This is a genomic window from Guptibacillus hwajinpoensis, from assembly GCF_001039475.1.
Classification (GTDB): Bacteria; Bacillota; Bacilli; order Bacillales; family Guptibacillaceae; genus Guptibacillus; species Guptibacillus hwajinpoensis.
On the sequence record NZ_LELK01000001.1, the window covers coordinates 1235372 to 1259021 of the forward strand.

At 38.5% G+C, this 23650-nt stretch carries 20 protein-coding genes; 4 read left to right on the forward strand and 16 right to left on the reverse strand.

Going from position 1 to position 23650, the window contains the following annotated elements; translation table 11 throughout:
* Nucleotides 1-76: 76 nt before the first annotated feature.
* The 10 genes from AB986_RS06275 to AB986_RS06325 form a co-directional block, all read right to left on the reverse strand.
* Nucleotides 77-1291, reverse strand: coding sequence for a glycosyltransferase family 2 protein (locus AB986_RS06275; RefSeq protein ID WP_048310007.1), 1215 nt, complete (start codon nt 1289-1291; stop codon nt 77-79).
* A 41-nt stretch (nt 1292-1332) separates the two neighbouring features.
* Nucleotides 1333-2067 carry a glycosyltransferase family 2 protein gene (locus AB986_RS06280; protein WP_048310008.1) on the reverse strand — a complete coding sequence of 245 codons (735 nt, stop codon included), beginning with the start codon at nt 2065-2067 and terminating at the stop codon, nt 1333-1335.
* 169 nt (nt 2068-2236) lie between these two features.
* Nucleotides 2237-3016, reverse strand: a complete 780-nt coding sequence (locus AB986_RS06285) for a sulfotransferase domain-containing protein (protein ID WP_048310009.1) — start codon at nt 3014-3016, stop codon at nt 2237-2239.
* 149 nt (nt 3017-3165) lie between these two features.
* Nucleotides 3166-4068 (reverse strand): NAD-dependent epimerase/dehydratase family protein, encoded by a 903-nt coding sequence (locus AB986_RS06290; protein WP_048310010.1) that lies wholly within the window; start codon nt 4066-4068, stop codon nt 3166-3168.
* Nucleotides 4065-4892, reverse strand: a complete 828-nt coding sequence (locus tag AB986_RS06295; protein WP_048310011.1) for a dTDP-4-dehydrorhamnose reductase family protein — start codon at nt 4890-4892, stop codon at nt 4065-4067. Before AB986_RS06295 ends, AB986_RS06290 begins: the two co-directional genes overlap by 4 nt.
* A complete protein-coding gene (locus AB986_RS06300) occupies nt 4892-5878 on the reverse strand; it encodes a polysaccharide biosynthesis protein (protein WP_048310012.1) in 987 nt (328 codons plus the stop codon). Before AB986_RS06300 ends, AB986_RS06295 begins: the two co-directional genes overlap by 1 nt.
* Entirely contained in the window at nt 5868-6959 is a 1092-nt protein-coding gene (wecB, locus tag AB986_RS06305; protein ID WP_048310013.1) for a non-hydrolyzing UDP-N-acetylglucosamine 2-epimerase, read from the reverse strand. The genes AB986_RS06300 and wecB overlap by 11 nt, the downstream gene beginning before the upstream one ends.
* Before the next feature lie 413 nt (nt 6960-7372).
* The gene (locus AB986_RS06310) at nt 7373-8305 is read right to left on the reverse strand and encodes a glycosyltransferase (RefSeq protein ID WP_048310934.1); all 933 of its coding nucleotides are present in this window, start codon (nt 8303-8305) and stop codon (nt 7373-7375) included.
* Nucleotides 8306-8380: 75 nt separating this feature from the next.
* Nucleotides 8381-8605 (reverse strand): hypothetical protein, encoded by a 225-nt coding sequence (locus AB986_RS06315; RefSeq protein ID WP_048310014.1) that lies wholly within the window; start codon nt 8603-8605, stop codon nt 8381-8383.
* 658 nt (nt 8606-9263) lie between these two features.
* Nucleotides 9264-10067 (reverse strand): UTP--glucose-1-phosphate uridylyltransferase, encoded by an 804-nt coding sequence (locus AB986_RS06325; protein ID WP_048310016.1) that lies wholly within the window; start codon nt 10065-10067, stop codon nt 9264-9266.
* A gap of 217 nt (nt 10068-10284) precedes the next feature.
* Between AB986_RS06325 and AB986_RS06330 the strand changes: the two genes are divergently transcribed.
* Genes AB986_RS06330 through AB986_RS06340 form a run of 3 tightly spaced genes read left to right on the forward strand, consistent with a single transcriptional unit; the run spans nt 10285 to nt 13840 of the window.
* On the forward strand, nt 10285-11565 hold the full coding sequence (locus AB986_RS06330) for a UDP-glucose dehydrogenase family protein (protein ID WP_048310018.1): 1281 nt from the start codon (nt 10285-10287) through the stop codon (nt 11563-11565).
* Nucleotides 11562-12518, forward strand: coding sequence for an NAD-dependent epimerase/dehydratase family protein (locus AB986_RS06335; RefSeq protein WP_048310019.1), 957 nt, complete (start codon nt 11562-11564; stop codon nt 12516-12518). The genes AB986_RS06330 and AB986_RS06335 overlap by 4 nt, the downstream gene beginning before the upstream one ends.
* Nucleotides 12515-13840 carry a glycosyltransferase family 4 protein gene (locus AB986_RS06340; protein WP_084006418.1) on the forward strand — a complete coding sequence of 442 codons (1326 nt, stop codon included), beginning with the start codon at nt 12515-12517 and terminating at the stop codon, nt 13838-13840. The genes AB986_RS06335 and AB986_RS06340 overlap by 4 nt, the downstream gene beginning before the upstream one ends.
* A 307-nt stretch (nt 13841-14147) precedes the next feature.
* Here AB986_RS06340 and AB986_RS06345 read toward each other — a convergent pair whose 3' ends face one another.
* From AB986_RS06345 to AB986_RS06355, 3 genes are read right to left on the reverse strand one after another with little or no spacing between them, the layout of a single operon-like run.
* On the reverse strand, nt 14148-14897 hold the full coding sequence (locus tag AB986_RS06345; RefSeq protein WP_048310020.1) for a hypothetical protein: 750 nt from the start codon (nt 14895-14897) through the stop codon (nt 14148-14150).
* A gap of 3 nt (nt 14898-14900) precedes the next feature.
* A complete protein-coding gene (locus AB986_RS06350; RefSeq protein ID WP_394172694.1) occupies nt 14901-16007 on the reverse strand; it encodes a CotS family spore coat protein in 1107 nt (368 codons plus the stop codon).
* 20 nt (nt 16008-16027) lie between these two features.
* Nucleotides 16028-17167 carry a glycosyltransferase family 4 protein gene (locus AB986_RS06355; RefSeq protein WP_048310022.1) on the reverse strand — a complete coding sequence of 380 codons (1140 nt, stop codon included), beginning with the start codon at nt 17165-17167 and terminating at the stop codon, nt 16028-16030.
* 482 nt (nt 17168-17649) lie between these two features.
* Between AB986_RS06355 and cotI the strand changes: the two genes are divergently transcribed.
* Entirely contained in the window at nt 17650-18648 is a 999-nt protein-coding gene (gene cotI / locus AB986_RS06360; RefSeq protein ID WP_048310938.1) for a spore coat kinase CotI, read from the forward strand.
* A gap of 185 nt (nt 18649-18833) precedes the next feature.
* On the opposite strand, the gene fabI is transcribed toward cotI, so the two are convergent.
* From fabI to mgtE, 3 genes are all read right to left on the reverse strand, one after another.
* Nucleotides 18834-19610, reverse strand: coding sequence for an enoyl-ACP reductase FabI (gene fabI, locus AB986_RS06365; protein WP_048310023.1), 777 nt, complete (start codon nt 19608-19610; stop codon nt 18834-18836).
* Nucleotides 19611-19958: 348 nt separating this feature from the next.
* On the reverse strand, nt 19959-21806 hold the full coding sequence (locus AB986_RS06370; protein ID WP_048310025.1) for a monovalent cation:proton antiporter family protein: 1848 nt from the start codon (nt 21804-21806) through the stop codon (nt 19959-19961).
* A gap of 30 nt (nt 21807-21836) precedes the next feature.
* Nucleotides 21837-23168, reverse strand: a complete 1332-nt coding sequence (gene mgtE, locus AB986_RS06375) for a magnesium transporter (protein WP_236690360.1) — start codon at nt 23166-23168, stop codon at nt 21837-21839.
* Between the last annotated feature and the right edge of the window lie 482 nt (nt 23169-23650).

The following is a 23650-nucleotide window of genomic DNA, read 5'->3' on the forward strand; positions in this document are numbered from 1 at the left end:
CTCCTTTACAGAGAGTAATGGCTACAAACATAATTTTCATCACCATTAGTCCTTCCTATCTTGGTTTTTTCCTAACTTACAATTTCTCTAACCGTTCATAGCACTTTAGAAATAAGTGATATCTTCCTATTTCTTTTAATTGTTTCTTTTCTTCTGATAGGGTGATTTCTTCTGTAGCTTGAAGCGATTTAGATCTTAGGTTGGTAATAGGCAACTGCTTACTTACCAATCTGCCGATTTCTCTCAGCATAAAGTGAAAATTCTTTTTTAGTAATGGAAATTTAATTGGATAGTCATGACACAGCTTATTATAAAGAATTAGAATTTGATTGATTTCATGTAAATTAAAAGGGACAGGGAGGAACGTTAGGCTGATTACCATTTGATCAACCGCATTATATGTTTCTTGAAAGCGGTAGTAATTTAATTTCGATTCATCTTTAATTCCCTTGAACACAGGATGTTCTTGATGATAACTAACTAGTTTACGATCTGTCGTGAAAATCGCACCATTCTTATAGAGTCTATATCCCATCTCCAGGTCATCCCAACCATATCCCGGGTATTCTGTAAATAATCCTACTTCTTCTATGGCTTGCTTTTGAACTGATACATGCCCTGTACCGAATAGCTGCCATGGTATTTGATAATTTAAGAGTTTGTATCCATAATTTTTGATGATGATCCTTTTATAAAATTCTTCGTAATCCGTAGGTACAGCAAGGCTTTTATAACTTTGATTAAGAATTTGCAATTTGTTTATTAAAGGAATATAAGCTCTTTTATTAAGAAACTCATTATACTTTGCTCTTAATGCTGGCTGGTTTGTTAGAAGTGTTCTAAATTGATCTAACTGTGCGTTCGAGAAGCCTGGGATTAAAGCCGAATAAAGCTTCTTTATAAATAAAACCCCAGTTACGACTGAGTTCTTTTGCGTTTTATGATAGTGAGAATGAATGGAGAGAAAATCAGGTTGTACGAGGATTTCTGCATCCAAAAAAATGAGAATCGTTCCAGACGATGCTTTAATCCCAATGTTTCTCGCCGCAGGACGACCTATGTTCTTTCCGTTATTAATATATTTAAAATTAAATGGAAAATGATAGTCTTTTAATATCTGACTCGTTTGATCCGTCGATCCGTCATCGACCATTATTACTTCGACTTTCGAGAGATCAAATTGCTGATTTTCAAGTGAAAAAAGAGTTAACAAATTCTGTGGGTACTTATTATAAGTTGGAATGATTACGCTAATATCAACAGAATTATTATCATTTTTGATCGTATCCATTAAACTCAATACCCCCTAATTTAACGACTAGATGTCTCTTTTTACTCATGATTATTCCCTTCTGAACGTTGAATAAGGAGATCAAGTCCATCTTTATATCTTTTCTTTACTATTTCGATCTCCTTCATCTGTTCCTCGTGATGTAGTTGAGAGCCCATTTTTGTGTGTTTCCGATAGTATAAGAGCGTCTCCTTCAAACCTACAACCTTAGCCACGCTAGCTATCCTCAACCACATATCGTAATCCTGGGTATATTTTAACGCTGGATTAAAAGTACCAACTTTAGTAAACACTTCTTTCTTTACTAAAACGGTACTTCCATTTATAGGACAACTTTTCTGAAGATGCTTCAAAAAGGCGAGTTTATTATCGAGAATCACGCCGACATCGCTTCTGATGACTTCGCTTTTCTCATCAATTAAGCTGAAATTCGTATAAACCAGATCCGCATTTGTTCTCTTCATAAACTCAACTTGCTTTTCCAATTTCTCAGGATGGAAAACATCGTCTGAACTTAACCAGGCGATGAGTTCACCTGTAGCTACAGGAAGCCCTCTATTTAATGCTGTTGCCGTTCCACCATTTCTTTTATAGATGTAATGAATGTCTTTCAAAAAAGGCGTTACTAACATTTGATTTGATGTAGAACCATCATCCACTACAATGATTTCAACATTAGGATACGTTTGTTTGAGAACGCTACTAATTGCTTGATCAACGTACGAACAATTATAAAATGGAATGATCACACTTACTTTTGGCAATTCAGATTCCAATATCGACACCCTCATTTCACGGTTAACAATATGCTATTCGTTAACTATTCTGACGAATTATACCAACTTCTACTTAATTCATCATATGTATTAAAATCAATCAAGCATAGATACCCCCCCATTAGATGAGACCTATACTAAAAAGCGGCATATATCCCCATGCCGCTTTCTACCAATTTAAATTCTTTTCATATTGAAGCGATACGAGTAATTCGCCTCCATGTTTCTTGAATAATTGTTTAAGTTCTTCGTTAAACTCCTGATTCCAACCACCAATCTTTCCTTTACGATAGGTTGGTGATGTTTGGGGATTGATGTTCTCTATCATTTTTCTAACCATTACTGGCCTTGTAAATGGCACCTCTTCCTCTCCCCATAGAAACTTAACTAGGCGATGAAGTAGTTGTAATCTTTCCTTTTCAGAAGAGACTAGTTCCTCGAACCTAATTGTAAAAACGTCTGATTGCTCCGTCCACTTTGAAAAACTTGTGTACCAATCATTAACATTAGGCTGATATGGTTTACTAGGTGTAATCGGTTGCCCACCTTCTATTAGAAATTTCATTCGATCATGATGTGTAAAGCCTTCCTGTTGGAACGTTTCATATAGTGGATGAATCTTCAACGTTGGAATAAAATACGCGTAAGAGACGATAACATCTCTCGGATCTCTCATCACAAATACCTGCTTCATATTTAGCTTTTTAAAAAAAGCATCCCATGTTTGTGAATAAAAAAGATGGCCATTTACAAATTCATTATCGCTTAGAGCTTCAACTCTATCCAACTGAAGCTTACCTTGGTATTCATAATGTCCAAACATCCCTTTATCCGGGTGATGCTGCATTCCTGGAATGCCCTGTAATATTTGCTTTACTAAATGAGTCCCGCTTTTCGGTATTGAATTTAAGACAAATGGTGGAAGGGAACGTAGATCGGAAGAAGTCATTCCTTACCCTCTCTTTCTTAAAGCTACTAATCGTATGTATGCTATTCTATGTATTTCAATCGTTAAATGATTGGACAACGATCCCATTTTTTGAAATACCGATTATCACCCCTACAAGGCGCTTTAAGCTGGTGGATAATCGGTATTACTCAGTCATTTTTCCTTGATTGCCTATAATACTGTAAAATATCGACTAAGGAAGAGCGGAATGATTTCACAGGCTTCCACCCTAATTCATATATGTTTTCATTATTAACGCTAGGTAGTTCCTCTGAAGAATTTGACCTTAATTCTTCTATTAGAATTGGTAGCTCTGTTAACCGTTGATAATGATCGACTACTTCTCCAAGAGATCTCATTTGTCCAGATCCAATTTCATACAACTTTCCTTTCTTTCCATGCTGAAAAATCAAATCATACGCCCTTACCACGTCTCTTACATCAAGAAAATCGCGTTTTGCCGATAAATCGTTAATGTGAAGAGAAGGAGTTCCCTTCACCTGTTCTTGACTAGCGATTTCCTCTGCAATAAGAGAACAAATGCCTTTTGAAGGTCCAGGACCAATCAAATTAGTCGGTTTTGTCATTACAATATCCATATCAAAAAGATGCTCCCAATGTTCTGCTAATTGAACTTGCATCGTTTTGCTAACACTATAGGGGTGTAGGGGTTTGTCACCCTGATTATATTGGAGAGCAGACCCTACAATAATGATTCTAGATTGATTGTTTAGTCTTCTAACTGTTTCTAATAGGTAAAGGGTTGAGAGGACATTTCCTTCAATTGATGCAAGAGGAGAGTCCCAGGAATTGTGAACTGAATTAACACCCGCTAGGTGAAGAATATAATCAGGTTTTATATTATGGATTATAGACTCTACAGCTTCTCTTTTCGTTAAGTCACAAGCGATGACCTTGACGCCCTGGATGCCGACACCCTTATTCCGGACAACTGCTGTAACTTCCCACCCTAACTTCTGAAAATGCTGACAAGCACATCTACCAGTGAAACCACTACCTCCAGTTATTAAAAGAGAGGCTGATTGCCTCATGGAACATCCATCCATTCCTTTAACTCTAGTAACATCTCTTTATATGAGGGAACCGCATAGCGATAATCAGTTCTCGTATTTCTAATTGTCCGATCTAAAACAATTTCCTCATCGGGATGAATACTAACATCCTCTTTCTTAAATACATCTTGCATCATTCTTAATAAATCATATTTGGAGATTTTCTCTTCACCGCCAAGATGATACAACCCAGATACATTGTTCTGTAATAGGGTTTCAATAGCTTTTGCGAGTTCAAGCGTAGTGACTCCGTTCCACATCATATTTTTATAACCTTTAATCGCACCGGATTGGTTCATGAACCATAACAACAATCCAATTCCATTTTTCTTAAGCTCAGGACCAATAATCGATGTCCTGATTGTAAGATGGTGATGGCTTATCACTTCTCCTAGGGCTTTCGTTTTTGCATAGACCGACGTACCATCCTTATAGTCATTCTCGGTGTAATCGCCCTTTTCACCTGAAAACACACAGTCTGTACTAATGTGAACGAGTTTACCTCCATAGCTCTCAACTAATGGTGTGAGTTGATGCGGCAAAAGACTATTCACATGAAATGCAGCTGTTTTATTATTGTTTGCATTGTCATTCAAAAGGCCAATAGCATTTACCACAACGTCTGGTTTAATCTTCTCGATTACTTCCTCTAATGAACTTTGCATGAGTACATTTAGATAGATGCCGCGTTTTTCCTTCTGATCACGTGTTGTGTAATAAACATCCCACTCAGGTTTCTGATCAAAATACTTTACGATCATGTGTCCTGCCATTCCATTTCCGCCGAGAACAAGCAGCTTCATTAGATAAACCCACCTTTATGAAGCAGCTTCTTCAATTCTTCACGTGACATTAAATTTTCACTAGAAATATAGTTTTCTAATTCAACTGGTTTGAACTTTGAATAATAATCTTGCAGACCATCCACAGTAATCGAAGGTAGTATCACAAAATATTCTCGGTCATAATACACCGTACTCTGGCTTTCATATTCAGAAAAAAGGAGTTCATGTAGTTTCTCACCTGGACGAATTCCTAGCACTTCCATATCAACATTTTCTTTACCAGACGCTTCAATTAATACTGCTGCAAGGTCAACGATTTTACAGGTAGGCATTTTCATTACAAATATCTCTCCACCCCTGCTTTCATATGTCGCCTTAAATAAAAGTTTAATTGCCTCTTCAATCGTTAAGAAAAAGCGCGTCATCCTCATATCTGTAATACCAACTCTGCCTCTTTCTTCGATCTGATCTTTAAAGACGTGAATCACACTACCATTCGTCCCTAATACATTTCCGCCCCGCACGCATACAAATTTCGTTTCGGATTTCAAAACATTCGCATGCGTAATGAGCCTTTCTCCCATTGCCTTTGTAAATCCATAAAAGTTCGATGGGTTTGCTGCTTTATCGGTAGAGATGTAGACGACTTTTTCAACTTTATTCATTATGGAAGCATCAATAACGTTTTGCGTTCCGATTACATTCGTTTTCATTGCTTCTAATGGTTGATCTTCACACACCGGAACATGCTTTAATGCAGCAAGATGGAAAACATAATCAACATCTTTCGTTGCTTCAATTAACCCTTCTTTTTCCTTAATGTCACCGATGATGAATTTCAAATTCTTTTTTTGATGAAATGCTCTCTTCATAGCTACCTGACTTGATTCATTTCTCGAAAACACTCTTATCTCTTCAGGGTTCTTTTCAAGAAGCTGTTTGACAAGTTCATAGCCCCATGAACCTGTACCTCCTGTAACCAATATGGTTTTATTATGGAACAATAGTTAACCCTCCTAATATAAATTTCACAACTTTATCTGATACATCCTCATCGGTATAGCCTTCTGGAAAGCGCCAATCTGTGGATTGCTTGATCATGACATTAACGGATCGAACGATATTAGTAGCATTCAGACCAGATACGATATTGCTCCCACATGCGATGGTTTCAGGTCTTTCAGTGGTTTTGCGTATCGTTACGGTTGGTACTCTGAACAAACAGCATTCTTCCTGGACAGTACCACTATCTGTTATGACACAAGCCGCGTTTTGTTCAAGATGAACAAAATCAAAAAAGCCAAACGGTTCATGGAACTCTACTAGTGGTTCCATATGAAGTGTGCGATCTATTAGCCTTGAGCTTGTTCTTGGGTGAATGCTGCAAATGATTCTCTTTGCATGCGTTTTAGCTAATAAATTTAGCCCTTTTAGAATCTCAGATAGATGGTTTGAATTATCGACATTCTCAGCTCTATGAGCCGTTACCAAGAAGTAATCTTGCTTCGATAAGTTGAGTTTAGTTAAGATCGTCCTTTCAGAAATCTTCTGTTGATAATGATGAAGTACTTCATAAATTGGATTTCCTGAAACATAGACTCGATTTGTTGCTACTCCTTCTCTTAAGAGGTTCTCCTTACTCTGTGGTGTATATGGAAGATTGAACGTTGAAATGGCGTCGATCACTCTCCTGTTTTTCTCTTCCGGGACTGTCCAGTCATAGCATCGATTCCCTGCCTCCATGTGAACGACTGGAATACCCATTCGCTCAGCTAGAATGGCGCTTAGGGCGCTGTTCGTATCACCAAGCACAAGCACTTTATCGGGTTTTTCTTTAAGAAAGATCTGCTCTAACTCTGAATACATCGTAGCTAGTTGTTCACCGAGCGTTTGCTTCTTCTTATGAAGCATATAATCTGGTGTACGAATTCCAAGCTCTTCGAAGAAAACATCGCTAAGCGTGTTCGTGAAATTTTGACCGGTATGAATAAGAATATGACGATCCGCAAGGTGATCGAGCTTCTTGATAATTAAACTTAAACGGATGATTTCCGGTCTTGTTCCAAGTACTGTTACGATTTTCATAGTCCTCCCCTTTCTGTTTACGATTCAAAACGACATATTGTATGGTATGTCATAGATTGGAAGGAGGACATGGACAACTCACTAGATATGTAAGAAAGTGTTAATCACCCTAATTTGGTTAGAGTTCATTTGAATGGCATTTCTTCAATAACCTTGTAATCTGTACTAGAAAAGGAAGTAGGTTGTTTTTAAAGATTTTTCCTTAGTGCATAGATAAAATAAAACACCAGTACCTTTGTAAGCACTGGTGTTTCTTACTTCTTGGCTCTTTTAGTAGACATTGTTGCTATAGCAGGTTAATTTCCGCTCCTACCCGCTTTCCGCGGGACGGGCAGTGAGCATCCTTCCGCTCCAATTAGCGAAGTGTAGTTTTTTATAAAATTATTTCAAAATCAATGAAAAGGGCAAAGGGCCTACTTCTTTCCCTTTTTAACATGATCCTTAATATGTTGGATTAGTTCTTTTGTTCTTGTCACTGTAGAGTGTTTGCTGTGCACCATTTCATATCCTTTTCTAGCGATGGAAACTCTCGTCTTTTCATCGTGTAAGTATTCGTTTGCTTTTGCGATAAAATTTGATTCATCGATTGCCACGAAGGTTTCTCCGTCAATAAATCCGAGGTCAGTTAGTTCGTTTGATGCTGGAGCAAGGAGTAATGTGTTGCAGGCTAACGTTTCAAAGTACTTTAACAAAGGAAAGTGATGAATGGAATCACAAGTAAGACACATTTTTGCTCGGTTCAGTTCTTTCGCATACCTTTCACCAACAAGCTCATTGTGACTCACGTTTCGGTATCCTGGATGAGTATGATACGTAAATCCTTTCATCCCTTTCATCTGACGTAATATCTCAGTTCGTAATGGATAAAGATCAGGAATGATTTTCCCCGTCATTAACCAATTTATGTTTCTCGAACTACGATAATCTTTAAATACGTCTGTCTGAACATGATGAGGAAACCAGACCATTCGATCAGTGAATTCTGGATACCACTTGAGAAAAGCATCCCGATAATGCGTAAAAATAAGAGAGACATTCCCCTTTTCGATCATTCGCTTTCTGCTTGATTTCTTATAATGCAGATCATGCATCATCACACCGATTGGAATGTTGGTTGTATCGAGCCCTCTTATAAAGGGACAGTAAGTAGGATGATAATCATTTAATAGGATGAAGTCTGGCTGAGTTGGTAGGTTTGTAAGAATGTGCTGAATGTTACTATGCTCACGCCAGACGAATAGATTTGTATGTTTACGAAGCTCTAATTCTAGATTGTGACTGCTTTTTTCTAGAAAATTGCTTAAATTCTTGGTTATGAATAAAAGTGTAAGCTTATTTTCCTTCACATTATCCACGTCCTCAAAAAAGAGTTTACGATAAAAAATTGAAGGTTCCACCAAGGGAACCCTCTATACTAAATTTTAGTATTCAATTGCATTAATTTTACTTATTGGTACCATACAAGTTAGATTTCCAGCGGAGCTTCCCACTTGATTAAATACAACAAAATCTGCTCCGACTTGTCCTACTGTTACACCTATTAGATCAGGTTCTCCTTCTCCATTTTGTGTGTTTAGGATATAAACCGAAGAAAGAACGGTTTTAGAGTGCATCATACCTACTAATGCAGCACGCATTTTAAGCATTTCATATCTCCTTTCTATTACAGGCTAGGTTTTTTGCAACCCGCTCTTTAAATAGTATGTAGTTGCATATCCACTGGTTTGGACAATTACCATAATTTGAATTTTTTATATAAAAATAGTCTTTTATAACACATTTGGGTTAATTAACCATTTTAGGAAAGATGGTGTAATGACTCATACACCTTACACCAATTTACAATACATTATAGTAAACCTGAAAAAAATGATCAGGTGGACTTTATGTAGAAGGAGGAAATAGAAATTATGGGAAGTTTATTTCATGATTCAGACTGTTCACCAAAAAGACCAAAACACCATTCGAAATGTGAGGGGTGCGTCTGTCAAATTTTAGACAAAGCTGCAAACGGTTGGGACTGTAATATGATGAATGGGAATCAAACATTTTATCTTCAAATGAAAGGTACAACAGATTTCATTGACCTTTTCAATAGCTCAAGAACGCCTACAGAATTTACTTTAATGAATTTTTGCCCTAAAACATGCTGTGCTAAATTTACCTACAATGATTATACTAACCCTTCGTCAACAAGAACTGGAATCATCACTTACGATTGTCGCTGTTTATGTGCCATTTCTCCAGTGCCACAATAGTACGACAATGAACAGTTTAAAGGTTGCCTAACGCAACCTTTTTTTATTACCTTTCTTTCAACAACCCACACAAGCGTAAATACTCTTCTTCCTTTCCTACATCAAACCTAGCAGCGGAACTCTCTACTGCAAAATAGTTTTCTTCAGACAGCAATGCTTTAATAGCATCAGTTAGCTGAAGTTCTCCTCCTGAACCAGGTGTAAGTTGGTTTAATGCTTCATAGATCTTACTTGTAAAAACGTATCGACCGGTGACAGCAAGCTTTGAAGGTGGAGATGATGTTGGCTTTTCGACAATATTTTTTATTTCATACAACCCTTTCGACCGTAACTGTGCATCAATGACTCCATAATCTTTCAATAGCTTTGACTCTACTTCTTTGACAGCTAGTACATTCGTTTTATGACTGTTATAAACATCGATTAATTCCTGCAGTGCCGGTTTTTGATGAGGAATGAACAGATCATCAGGTAGCATGACTGCAAATGGTTCCTTTCCTGTGAAAGGCTTAGCAAGTGAGATGGCGTCTCCAAGTCCTTTCGCATGTGACTGACGAACATACTGGATATGCACATTAGGAAGCTTTGTTTTCTCAAGCAAATGCGTTTTGTTTGCGCGCTCCAAAAACGCCTCTAATTCAAGGGAATGATCGAAATAATCCATTATTAAGTTTTTTGTTCTTGAGATGATAATGAGAATCTCCTCGATCCCAGATTCGACTGCTTCTTCTACTACATAATGGATAGCTGGACGACCTCCGATTGGAAACATTTCTTTAGGAATTACTTTTGTAATAGGTAAGCTCCGCGTTCCATAACCAGCTGCTGGAATTACTGCTTTTTTGATCATAAGTCCGCTCCTTCCAATTGGCTATTTCAATAACGTATTCACTTCGGAAAACCTCAGAAAGTTGTCTAATGAAAAACAGGCATAATCATTGGCCTTATTATGGTATCAATGCCTATTTATCGCCCTCTTATGGCTTTTCACTACACCAACCACTCTACGCCTAATACGATATAGAGATATTGTTAACGGAGCGTCTGCAATTGGAGGGAAGACTGGAATGGATATATGTATAGTTGGAGCAGGTTATGTAGGACTTACAACCGCAGCGTTGCTTGCAGAACTTGGTCACAGCATTCACTGTATTGATAAGGATATTTCAAAAATCAAACTGTTAAATGAGGGAAAGTCTCCGATTCATGAACCTGGATTAGAAGAGTTGTTAAGGAAGAATCAACAGAATGGAAAATTAATCTTCTCTGATGATCGTGAAGCGTGTTTTCTAAACGCACCTATTCTTTTAATTGCAGTTGGTACGCCTTCGAAACCAAATGGTGATACGAAGCTTACGGCATTAAAAAGTGTGTTTGAGCAGATTTCAAGAAATATCAGTTCTCATAAACTGATCATCATCAAAAGCACTGTGCCCCCAAGCACAAATGAATGGCTTCATCAGTACTTGATCAAATCAGGTGTTGATGCAACCTTATTTGACATTGTTTCAAATCCTGAATTTCTAAGAGAAGGATCAGCCGTTTATGACTCCTTTCATCCAGATAAAATTGTCATCGGTTCAAGTTCACCTTCTGCAATCGAAACCGTCAAAAAGATATACGAGAAACTAAATGCCCCTTATATCGAAACCAGCTTAACGGGTGCAGAACTGATGAAATATGCGTCAAATGCATTCCTTGCTACAAAAATCTCATTTATTAATGAGTTTTCACGAATTTGCGATCAATATGGTGTGGATGTCAATGAAATATCAACTTCGATTGGGATGGATCCGCGCATAGGACCTCACTTCTTGCAATCTGGCCTCGGCTACGGTGGCTCTTGTTTTCCAAAGGATCTAGATGCACTCGGCTATGCTGCCAGAAAAAGACGAATTAAGACAGATATATTACGTGCTGTCAAAAAAGTAAATGAAGATCAGGTAGATTATTATATTAATAAACTTGATAAAGAAATACATGGATTAAAAGGAAAGCAGATTACCGTATGGGGACTCACGTTTAAACCTAATACGGATGATACTCGAGAATCACAGTCAGTCAAACTCTGTGAGAAGCTACTTAAAAGGGGCTGTAGTGTGGTTACGTATGATCCAAAAGTTCAAACAATTCGTATTCCGATCGATTTTGCCCCAGATATGTACCAGGCGGCCAAATATTCGCATGCTTTAATCGTAGCAACGGACTGGCAACAATTTAAATCACCAGATTGGTTAAAAGTTAAAAGAGCAATGATAGGAAACACAATACTTGATGGCCGTAATTGTTTAGATCGCAATGAGGTTATTGCCGCTGGACTGAACTATGTTGGAGTTGGTCGACCATGAATATTCTCATAACAGGGATAGCGGGCTTTATCGGCTCTCACCTCGGAGAAGAGCTTCTTGCTCAATCTGATGTGAATGTGATCGGAATTGATCAGGGTGTTGCTAACGAGCCTCATAAATTTAGAAATATAGAAAACCTTCTACAACACAAACGGTTTCAATTCTATGATCTCGATCTTTTGAGTGATGACTTTCTTCCTCTTCTGAATGATATTCAAGTCATCTACCACCTAGCTGGTATTCCTGGCGTCAGGTCGAGCTGGGGAGACGAATTTGAAACCTACCTCTTGCATAACGGTCTAGTGACACAGAAGCTCTTAGAGGCGTGCAGAAGGCTTCCTATTGATAAATTCATCTATATATCTACTTCTTCAGTTTACGGTGAAAAAACAGGAAAAGTATCTGAAGATATGATGCCTATCCCTCTATCGCCATATGGCATTACAAAGTTAACAGGAGAGCAACTTTGCAGGGTATATCACCACTACTTCGATGTTCCGGTTGTCGTTTTGCGCTATTTCACAGTATACGGTCCAAGACAACGGCCAGACATGGCGTTTCATCGGTTTATTAAGCAGCTCTTGCTAGATGAGCCTCTTATCGTTTATGGAGATGGCAAACAAACAAGAGACTTCACTTATGTGAAAGATTGTGTCAAAGCTACCGCTTCTGTAGCTACTGCAGATCATGTCATAGGAGAAACCATTAATATTGGAGGGAAAGAACGAGCATCTGTTCTTGACGTTATTACCCTTCTTGAACAATTACTTCATAAGAAAGCGAAAATAACATTTGTCGAAAAAGCAAAGGGGGAACCGGTACAAACTTGGGCAAACATATCGAAAGCTGAAAAGTTATTAAACTATGAACCAACCGTCTCTTTAAAAGAAGGATTGAAACATGAAATTGAAGATTTAGAAAAACAATATAAACGAGAGGAGGGTAACAGTTGAATATCGCTTTTATTTGTACTGAAAAGCTCCCTTCTCCTGCGATTAAAGGGGGTGCCATTCAAATGATGATCGATGGTGTTTTGCCATTTCTAAGTGAAAAGCATAAGATGACGATTTTCTCCGTCAGCGACCCTTCACTTCCAGATGTTGAAGAAGGAGAAAACGTGACGTATATTCGTGCACCTCGAAACAAGTACGTTCAACATGTGACTGAAAAACTTGCTGAACAGCCACCATTTGACGTTATTCACGTGTTTAACCGTCCAAAAGCGGTTCCTGCATATAAAGCTGCATCTCCAGAAAGTCAATTTGTACTCAGCCTTCATAACGAAATGTTCGCTGAGCATAAATTATCTGATGAAGAAGGACATAAGGCCATTGAGGCAGTTTCTTCTATCATGACAGTCAGTCAATATATTAAGGGAACGATCATTAATCGTTTTCCAGAAGCGAATGATAAAATACACGTCGTCTATTCTGGAGTTGATCTAGCACAGTTTGAGCCGAAGTGGACGAAAGAAGGTCAACGAATTAGTTCACGCCTTAAAGAGAAATACGGAATATCTAAACACAGCAAAATTATCTTATTTATCGGCAGACTTAGTCAAACGAAAGGACCCCATTTATTGATTCAAGCATTGCCTAAAATCTTGGAAGCGCATCCTGATGCAGTCCTCGTCATTTGTGGTGGTAAATGGTTTAGTGACAATCGATTAAACGACTATGTTCGAATGCTTCACAAATTAGCAAAGCCGCTTGGAGATCGTATACGGTTTACGAAGTATATCCCTCACGAAGAAATTCCCCACTCTTATTTACTAGGTGACGTTTTTGTTTGTAGTTCTCAATGGCAAGAGCCTCTAGCAAGGGTACATTATGAAGCAATGGCTGCCGGAGTTCCACTTATTACAACCAAAAGAGGTGGAAACGCTGAAGTTGTTACACATATGCACAATGGTCTTGTATTAAAGAATTTCAACAATCCTGCTAATTTCTCAGCAGCGATTTGCGACATTTTTAATCATCCAGATAAAGCGATGGAATTCAGTATTACCGGAAGAAAATTTGTTGAACGAAACCACCAGTTCATTCACGTTGCAGATCGCCTTGAGAAGGTTTATATGATAGCATATGAACAGCTTAGCAAGCTAGCTCAAGAAAAAACAAACGATTTTGAGTACCAAGATGAACAAAGTGAACCATTAATAGAGGAAGAGATCCATGTTAGTAAAGAGATGGAACTGCCTCAAACAAAAAAGGTAAAGCCCATTAAATTTGAACCATGGCTTTTTGACAGAACTTATCCAAAAAGAAAGAGATAGAACCTTTTCAGGTTCTATCTCTTTCTTTGCTTACTCGTCTTCGTCTTCGTTGTCTTCCTCTTCTTCTGACTTTTCATCCGTTAGGTCAAACTCAAATTCATGAGTTTCACCGTTGCCAATTCAAATTTAAAACAACTTCTTCCACCTTATTTGATGCGAATAACTCTTGTAACTTATTCAATACTTCCTCGTGCTTTGCGTTCTCAGACATTCTTACACCACCATTAAATTATCTAAAGTTCTTTATATATTTTGAGCTTTTAACATTGGTGTATAGGACAATGTAATGGACTATCTTTTTTTCCAGTTAGAAGGAAAGCCATGGTTGTGTTCCTGATCCCATTGTTTTAACAAAGAAAACACCCGGTTCTTTCTTGTCTACTTCAAATCCTTCTATTAGAGAATCGTTCTCTTCTTTTACTTCTTCAATTTCGGCCTCTTCCTTCTCAATTTCAACCTCTTCTTCCACATCGTCAATGTCTATCTCGCTTAACTCCAACTCTGCTTCAAAAATATCCTCTTCGATTACTTCCTCAACTGGATCACTTTGTTCATCTTTAACTTTTTCTTTCCGAACCTCAAAATGTGTAAAATGCCTATGTGGTTTTGATTTCTTATCAGTAAGTTTGTGAGGAGTCGTTATTCTTCTCACTGCTAATGCATAATCCTGAATGATCCTTGATTGTTCTGGTTCTCCTGCTACAAGGAGTTCATTTTCTACTTCCTCAGGTTGTTCCGAAATAATATCATCTGGTTCTACAAATATAACTTCAACTGGTTCCTCGGTTGAAGGAACAACGCTAGTCTCCTTTTCATCAAGTGGTTGCAAATGAACAGGATATGCTGATCCTTGAGGTAATTCTCTCAGTGTTTGATTAGGTACTGGAGGCGACGACAGAGTAGAAGTTGTATCAACGGTTAGAACTTGTTCATCGCTATTTACAATCTTCTCATATTCTGCAAAGCTCCAACCCATTGAGCCTGGCGGGGAGAATTGGAAATCTTCTAAATCAAGCTTCGGGATGGTACTGTGGTCTTGTTTTGATGACTGAGCCATTTGTTAATTCCCTCCCTTAATTTTATTGTAAATCTTATCAAAATTTAAAAGGAACTCTTCTTTTGAATTCTCAACAGACACAACATTTCGAATGTGCATCAAATACTTCTCATCTGACCACGATCGTTTCTGACTAAGGTAATATTTATGAGCAATCGCGCAGAAAAGGTGAGGAAATTTCAAATCTGTCCAAAGCACTCGATATTCTCCCTCAGATAATGGATATATTATGTCGTAGTTTGTTAGCATCTCTGTTGCCAAATTGATATCCCAGACTGCTAGTTTTTTCATTACTTTGTTCATCATAATACGAATATCACGAGAAGGAAGATCTGCATTAACTGAATGGAGATCTTTCATAAAAGCCTTGCCTTCTACATCAATCATTCGTGCCATTGTGAAGTCTTGCTGACAAAATAATTTTGACTGGAACACATCTTGTATCCATTTCGTAAATTCAGGGCGATTTAGTTCAGCAAGTGACTCATTTGCACGAAGTAGCATTTGATCAACATGCTGAAGAAATAAAAGGGAAAAAGCATCTGTTTCATAGTTTGTAGCAAGCTTTTTATAACCCTCTAATTCTTGTATTTTCCATCTATATAACTTTTGCCATTTATCGATACGACTTCTTTTCTGACTACCTTCTGGTGCCACATAGCCTTTTGAAGCATGATGGAAATGACCGATAAACTCCATCGTTCTCAATACTTGATTCTTGTCATAATAAAGAAGCGTATCCCCTTCAATATGTTCATATAGCACGTATGCATGGTCTTCTCCTGATAAACATAAACCATTGTTTATCGTTGGTATTAATTTAGCAATTGGCAAACCATTCTGCTGAAGATGCCAGTGAGCACCTGCGATATAAAGCATCCTTTCAGGTCGAATAAATTCTTGCCTTAGTATCATTGGACCTTTGTCTGTTTCTACAATCCACTTTGTTCTCCCACTTCTACTAAAATGGAGCGAAATGTCTTTAACTTCAATTGGATAGAATTGAAGAACTCTATGCAACTCTTCCAAATGAGGGACAGGTGTTATTTCTTCTCCTTCATTTTCTAATTCATCCTCATGCTCTTGATCCAAATCGAATTCTTCTTCCACTTGATTTCCCCTCGATTCTGTTAAGTTCTAGCAGCGTTTTCGTATACCGTTTTTAAATTACTCGCAACGCTACTCCACCCAAATTGTCCCTCTACGTGAGTACGTCCATTCTTCCCTAGTCGATCACGAGTTCCTTCACTCGATAATAACGAGTTAATCGCTTTCGCATAAGCCGTTGGTTCATCAAATTGATGAATAACATGACCATTCTTACCTTCGTTTATTACTTCTGGGTTACCCCCTCGATCACTCGTAAGAATGGGAAGGCCAGCTGCCATTGCTTCATAGTGCACGCGAGCAAGAGGCTCCTGCCATTGCGAGCAACATACAAAAACATCCGCCATCGAGTAGAGTTTTGGTATATCTTTAGGTTCTACGAACTTAATAAACGTGATGTTATCTTGGTAAATGGCACCGAGTGTATAAAGGTGTTTAACGTAGTTATTCACGTTATTTTCACCGAACCATTTTGATCCAATTAACACGAGGTGCGCATCAGGATGTTGTGCAATTATTTCTGGAAGTGAATGCAAAAGAATGTGTGGTCCTTTAACCTTACTTAGTCTGCCTACGAATAGGACAATTTTTTTATTCGAAAGCTGTAGCTGAGAACGAATCGATTCCCTTAACTGCTTCCCTTTCGCTGTCCATTTTGGATGATAGGCAGTTAAGTCAACTCCTGAGTAAACGGTCTGAACCTTCCCTTTTGCTGATGGAAAACGACTTGTAATGGTTTGACCAATATAATCACTAACCGTTACGATCTTCGAAACGAGCGAAACACACTTTTCTCCTTCTTTATCCGTCATTTTCCCAAGCGCAAACATTTCATTATGGATACTTAAAATGAATCTGCTACTAGGTGAAGACTCTTTCAATGTTTCAATCCAAAGGGGTCGGTTACACACGTGTATAACGTCAAATTTCTTTGAAGAAATTAGTTTTTTTATTCCTGTAACATAGTTCTCTTTATTCATTCTTACAAAGTGTACACCGTCAACCGTTTCCGATTGTTCTAAATCTTTATCTTCTATAGAGATGACTGTTACTTGATGATGCTTTGCTAACAATTTGGAAACGGCTTCAAGATATATTTGGATTGCCCCACCACGAATGGCTGGTACAGGCAGTTTCTCTGTTGCAATTAACGCAATTATCATATTCACCCTCCTTTAATTCCTAAGAACTCGGCTTCTTACTATCTTTAGTAAAGCTAAGTGTCTAGCTAGAAACATCATAGGTGCTTAGAGCATTTTACTAGCATGATACGGAGATAAATTAATGGTTGTGCGAGATACCTTGTTCTTTTACTAAAAAGGGCTTAGTCCGCCTTTTCTTCCACTTATTTTCACCAAAGGTACGCATAATAGTGTGTCATCATACTGCGAAAGACCATAACGTAATATGAAAAGACTAAAAATGGTAGGTGTTGGATTTGAAGAATTGGCAGAATGATAAGAAGAGTCCGATTAATAAAATTCCTACAAATAATCAAATAATATTTCGTTCAAGTGATCAACTTCCAACGAAGGATTCAATCTTTAAAGAAGAAAAGAAGACTAAAGAGGTCATCGATGGTCCTTCGGGTATAGATAGAGATGAAGTACATTTAGAAGAGGAAACAGTTGAGCTAACACCTGAGATGCAAGAAAAGCTTATTAAGATAGCACAGCTTCTATTGCCAAATTGGGAGTTAAACGTTCAGAGTGTGGAAGTCATACAAGGAGGGCAAATGACGCTTGTTTGGAAGCTCATGACAGGTGAAGGTCCAAAATGTCTGAAAAGAATACTTCGTCCTGAGAAGAAAGCCGTTTTTTCCATACATGCTCAGGATTATCTTGCTAAAAAGGGAATGCGAGTGCCTGGCATCATACCTAATAAGGATGGGAATCTTTATACGAAACATGGTCCTTTTCTATTCGTTGTTTATGAATGGATTGAAGGAAGACCTTTTGAGTTAACTGTTCCAGAAGATCTCCAATGGATGATGAAGGGATTAGCTGATTATCATACCGAATCAATCGGTTATGTCCCTCCCCCATTAGCCCCTGTCTTTTCAAAACTTGGCAAGTGGCCAAAACACTATATTAAACGGTGTCAACAAATGGAGACGTGGAAACTGATTGCTGAAAGGTCACCTGATGATCCGTTTTGTCAGCTCTATTTAAATGAAATAGATCCATATATTGCTTCTGGGAAAGAAACCCTTAAGAAACTTCAAGAATCTTATTATCCCGAGTGGGTACGTCACTGTAAGAAACAACCGAACCTTTGTCACCAAGATTACGGAACAGGTAATACACTACTTTCTGAAGAGCAAATCTGGATTATTGACCTCGATACAACAACGTTCGATCTACCGATTCGTGATCTAAGAAAAGTTATTATCCCATTAATGGGAGATACGGGAACGTGGGATCAAGCATTATTTGACCTAATGCTAGCTGCATATGAGGAAAATGCTCCCCTTACTCCTGAACAGAAAAATGTCATGTACATTGATATGCTCTTTCCTTATGAACTTTACGAAACCGTTAGCGAACGATTTGGTCGAAAAAATGACATCTTGCCTGAAGAATTACTTGATGCATTTGAATATGAAAAGCTTAAGTTCGAGCACCTTTCTCCGTTTTTATCATAAGATTCTTTTCGTATACTTTGTTGCTATAAGAGTAGAGGTTGATTTGCGCTCCAGGTGCTCGCTTTCCGCTCCAATCAACTAAGTGAGGTTCTCTATAGAAAAATCTTTTAAAAGCAACAATCTTTTAGAAAAAATCCTATCATAAAGACAACAAAAAACCACGGCATAAGCCGTGGTTCATTTTGTTACGTTGCAATGATATTATAACCGCTATCCACGTGAATCATCTCACCAGTAATTCCATTAGAAAGATCACTCATTAAGAACAGCGCTGTGTTTCCTACGTCTTCTTTCGTTACAGTACGACGCATAGGCGATTTTTCTTCAATTTCTTTAATAACAGAATTGAAATCGTTAATGCCTTTTGCAGCAAGTGTACGGATTGGACCAGCTGAAATCGCGTTAACACGAATGTTATCTTTACCAAGGTCATTCGCAAGGTATTTCACACTTGCGTCAAGAGATGCTTTCGCAACGCCCATCACGTTATAGTTATTAACTACTCGCTCGCCACCAAGGTATGTCATCGTAAGAATGCTTCCGCCTTCAGATAGAAGTGGACGTGCAGCTTTTGAAACCGCCGTTAGAGAATAAGAGCTAATATTGTGCGCAAGCATGAATCCTTCACGCGTTGTTTCCAAGTATTCCCCTTTAAGTTCTTCTGTTTTAGCAAATGCGATACAGTGAGCTAGCCCATGAATCACACCTACTTCTTCTTTAATCTGTGCAAATGTTGCATCGATTTCTTCGTCGTTTGTAATGTCACACGGCAAGATCACCGAATCATCACGTTCAAGTGTTGCTGCAAGGTCTCGAACGTTCTTCTCAAGACGCTCACCTGCGTAAGTAAAGATTAATCGGGCACCAGCACTGCTTAGCGCTTGTGCAATTCCCCAGGCAATGCTTCGCTTATTCGCAACGCCCATTACCACATATGTACGGTTTTCTAGAGACAGGTTCATATCCATGCTCCTCCTCGAATTTATTATTAGTTATTAGCACCACGTACTAATTATAACATGCTTTAGGATATGTATGTGAATTCTTTATCCCTTGCTCGTCTGAATATTACGTTTCTCATACGCGCAGGATGGACATTCAAATATCACATTTTGATTCGACTGAGCTGTAATCGTCTCTTCCATGTTACATTCCTTATGACATTTAGGACAAATAACGATTGGCGATTCGTTAATCAACGCTACACTTCCTCTCATCTCTTATGATATGAAGTATCACCTTCCTGTCTTTCATTATTCATATCCTACATAACAAAAGACCTCCCTTATCTCTGTAAGGGAGGTCTTTCCTTAGTAACTAAGGAGCGTACGTACTTCATCAACGCTTGCAGTACTACCTGTCACAATCAATCTGTCACCGATTCGAAGCTCTGTATCACCATGTGGAACGATTGAATCTTTGCCACGGAAAATGCGGACAATGATCGTATCCCCGAGGTAAGGGAAACTTCTTAACGGTACACCGTTGTATTCAACATTGTTCATATTGATTTGATAAAGAGCATTCTCTTCTCTTGTAAAGATGTTAACCACACCTGGTGATTCAATAAGAGCCTTTAACAGAGCTTTTGTTGAGAAGAACACTGAGAAAACATCAATATTAAGTTCACGTAGCTGATCAGCAATTTCAGTTAATTCAATTCGCGCAATTACTCGTTCAGTACCGTACTCTTTTGCAAATACCGCAATATCGGAATTTGTCTCATCGTCACCTGAAGAAATCAGGAGGATATCTGCATCAAACACTTCACTCTTTTTAAGCGTATCAATGCTGTAATCTGATAATTCTGTAACGCTAAAATGACTGCTTTGCTTCTCAGAATCAACTTTTTCTTGCTTTGTATGGTAAATCGACGTTTCATAGTTCGCCGGATTTAATTCAAGCGAGATCGGAAGCGTAATTTGATTCGCGCCAATGATAGCAAGCTTCTTTGCGTGCGAACGTTCCTCTGGCTTCGGCATTATTTTCTTAAACAAAATCGGTCCAAGAATACAACTAATGATCGCAACTAGAATGAGTGCAGATGAGAACTGTTCATCAATAATATCAATACGTTCACCAATCTCAGCTGCAGCAATAACAAGCGATAAGGTTGACGTTAGCAACAAGCCTGAACCCATTACCGTCTTCGTATCGTACCACCTCTTCAGAACAACAACTGGCACAAGCTTAGATACGAATAATGCGATTAGTAGCATTGGAATCAGAACAAGCACCTTAGGTTCCTTGAATAGGGACCATATATCAAGTTCTACCCCTACCATCACAAAGAAAATCGGAATTAAGAAGCCATATCCAAATGAATCAAGCTTTTGAACGAGCTCAGTATTGGGTGAGAGTAGAGAGACAAGTGCACCTGCAAGGAAGGCACCTAGAATATTCTCAGCCCCAACAGTCTCAGATATTCCGACTAACACAATAATTAAGGTGAAAACAGCTCTAGTACCAATTTGGATTGTACCTTTAGACATCGTCTCAATAAATGAGAGGTGTCTAAAATAAGCACCAAGGAAATAAAGTAGAATCCCGGCTCCAAATAGAATTAGAAGCAGCCACATATTTCCTTCTCCGCCTGAATTTAACGAGACGAAAATCGCTAGAAGAATCATTGTTGCAAGGTCAGCGATCACCGCAATGAGAAGGATCGTTTGGCCGATGCTGGATTTCATTATGTTAGCATCTTTAAGCGTTGGTACAACTACGCCAAGTGAAATGGTCGAAATAATTAATGTCATGAAAAAGGCATTATCCGTGTATCCGAGTACGACAAAAAGAAGTGATAATGCATACGACACAATAAATACGAGTAGAAAAACAATGAACGAAACAAAAACACGGTTTGGTTCAATCTTTCCACTCGGAAGCTTTACTTTTTTCTTTTTACTCGCAAAGACAGTAAAGTCAATTTCAAGTCCACTCAAAAACATGAGGAAGATAAAGCCAAGTGTCGACAGTGTATCAAGCCACGTATCTCCTTGAACAAGATTTAACCCACTCTGTCCAATGAAGATACCAGCGATGATCTCTGCGACTACAACCGGTAAGAAGTTCAGATTAAAACGGTGTAAAATGAATGGTATGAGAAATGCGATAACAACTACAATTACTAGTGATGATACGGATGCACCGTGTTCCATGTCTTTCCTCCTTCAAAACGACTGCATTGCCTACACAAGGTGGCTCATAAATGCTGTCGCCATTCCAAAATAAATAAGAATACTTATAATATCATTAATCGTTGTTATAAAAGGACCTGAAGCCACTGCAGGGTCTATATTCAACTTGTGCATTAAGAGCGGCACAAGAGCACCTGCGAGCGTTGCAACAATCAGTGTACATAATAACGAAAATCCAACAAGCATGCCAAGGAAAAAGGTTCCCTTCCACAAAAAGATAATAATCGTAACGAGAACACCGCACGTTGCACCGGTTATAAGACCTGTTCCTGCTTCTCTTACAATTAAAGCCCACTTGCTATTCTCCTCATAGTCACCTGTAGCAATTCCTCGCACAACTACGGCTAATGCCTGAGTGCCTGTATTTCCAGCCATTCCTGCAATTAGCGGAATAAATACGGCTAACAAAGCCACTTTATCAAGCGTTGCTTCAAATTGACCAATTAAACTCGCTGTTAACATCCCAAGGAATAATAAAATAATAAGCCAAGGTAATCTCTTCCTTGCTGAGGAGAATGGATTGCGATCAAGCGTCCCATCGTCTGAAATTGCTGCGAGTTTTGAGTAATCCTCGGATGCTTCTTCTTCAATAACATCAACGATATCATCATGTGTAATGATACCCAACAAATGATTCTGGAAATCAAGAACGGGTAATGCAAGAAAATCGTAGTCTCTCATTATTCTTGCTGCTTCCTCCTGATCTTCACCGACGGAAACAGAAACAACGCGTTCGTTCATGATATCTTCAATCAATGTATCTTCCTCAGCAATTATTAAATCTCTAAGAGATATGACACCGACGAGCCTTTTTTGCTGATCTAGAACGAATATATAATAGATGGTTTCAGCTTCTGGAGCTTCTTGCCTTAGAATTTGCATCGCGCGCTTCACTGTCTGATGAGCTCTAATTGATACAAACTCAGTTGTCATAATACTTCCAGCTGTTTTCTCCTCATAATGAAGCAGTTCTTTAATTTCATCAGCCGCGTCATCATCCATAATGGTGAGGTAGCTTGCAATTTGCTCTGGGTTTAATTCATTTAGAACGTCAACGGCATCATCAGCGTACATTTCTGCAAGCATCTTAGCTGCATAGGTCGGTTCCATTTCTGAGATATATTCTTCCTGCTCCTCAATGTCAAAGTTCTGGAAAATCTCAGCCATTTCACTCGGTGATAAGTAGGTGTACACAAGCATTCTTATATCTTCTGCAACGGTTAAAAAGAATTGCGACTGTTCATATGGATGGATATCGAGAAATAACTCACGAAATGAATCAATTCTTTCTTGATCTAAGTGGTGGATTAATGCTTCGTACAAAGCTTGAGTTTCTTGCTCCTGGTGAGCCACTCTGCACACCTCCCTGATGTTTTTTAACAAGGCTCTTTTCGTAAACATTGTTGCTATAGGAGTTGGTTAATTTCCGCTCCAGGATGCTCGCTTTCCGCGGGGCGGGCGGTGAGCCTCCTCGTCGCTAACGCTCCTGCGGGGTCTCACCTGTCCCGCTAATCCCGCAGGAGTCGAGCATCCTTCCGCTCCAATCACTAAGTGTGGTTTTTTCAACATTTGTATCAACAGCAACAACCTTTTAGAAAAGAGCCTTTAACAAAGTGATCATAAATGCTCAAATATAGCTATTTCATTTCTCTTAATAATTCGATAAACTTCCCAATAGATAGTTCGATAAACTTTCTTATCACACAATAAAGTAAAATTACCTTCCTATCTTAGTCGGTGTGCAGTTATTTTGTCAAAAATAAATACATTAACCGATTTGCAAAAGGAAGGATTTCAGATAAGAT

Bases quoted from the DNA above. Each gene is read 5' to 3' on its own strand.
- AB986_RS06275 (WP_048310007.1), bottom strand. From the start codon at position 1,291: ATGGATACGATCAAAAATGATAATAATTCTGTTGATATTAGCGTAATC.
- AB986_RS06285 (WP_048310009.1), bottom strand. From the start codon at position 3,016: ATGACTTCTTCCGATCTACGTTCCCTTCCACCATTTGTCTTAAATTCA.
- AB986_RS06290 (WP_048310010.1), bottom strand. From the start codon at position 4,068: ATGAGGCAATCAGCCTCTCTTTTAATAACTGGAGGTAGTGGTTTCACT.
- AB986_RS06295 (WP_048310011.1), bottom strand. From the start codon at position 4,892: ATGAAGCTGCTTGTTCTCGGCGGAAATGGAATGGCAGGACACATGATC.
- wecB (WP_048310013.1), bottom strand. From the start codon at position 6,959: ATGAAAATCGTAACAGTACTTGGAACAAGACCGGAAATCATCCGTTTA.
- AB986_RS06315 (WP_048310014.1), bottom strand. From the start codon at position 8,605: ATGCTTAAAATGCGTGCTGCATTAGTAGGTATGATGCACTCTAAAACC.
- AB986_RS06325 (WP_048310016.1), bottom strand. From the start codon at position 10,067: ATGATCAAAAAAGCAGTAATTCCAGCAGCTGGTTATGGAACGCGGAGC.
- AB986_RS06330 (WP_048310018.1), top strand. From the start codon at position 10,285: ATGGATATATGTATAGTTGGAGCAGGTTATGTAGGACTTACAACCGCA.
- AB986_RS06335 (WP_048310019.1), top strand. From the start codon at position 11,562: ATGAATATTCTCATAACAGGGATAGCGGGCTTTATCGGCTCTCACCTC.
- AB986_RS06345 (WP_048310020.1), bottom strand. From the start codon at position 14,897: ATGGCTCAGTCATCAAAACAAGACCACAGTACCATCCCGAAGCTTGAT.
- AB986_RS06355 (WP_048310022.1), bottom strand. From the start codon at position 17,167: ATGATAATTGCGTTAATTGCAACAGAGAAACTGCCTGTACCAGCCATT.
- cotI (WP_048310938.1), top strand. From the start codon at position 17,650: ATGCAAGAAAAGCTTATTAAGATAGCACAGCTTCTATTGCCAAATTGG.
- fabI (WP_048310023.1), bottom strand. From the start codon at position 19,610: ATGAACCTGTCTCTAGAAAACCGTACATATGTGGTAATGGGCGTTGCG.
- AB986_RS06370 (WP_048310025.1), bottom strand. From the start codon at position 21,806: ATGGAACACGGTGCATCCGTATCATCACTAGTAATTGTAGTTGTTATC.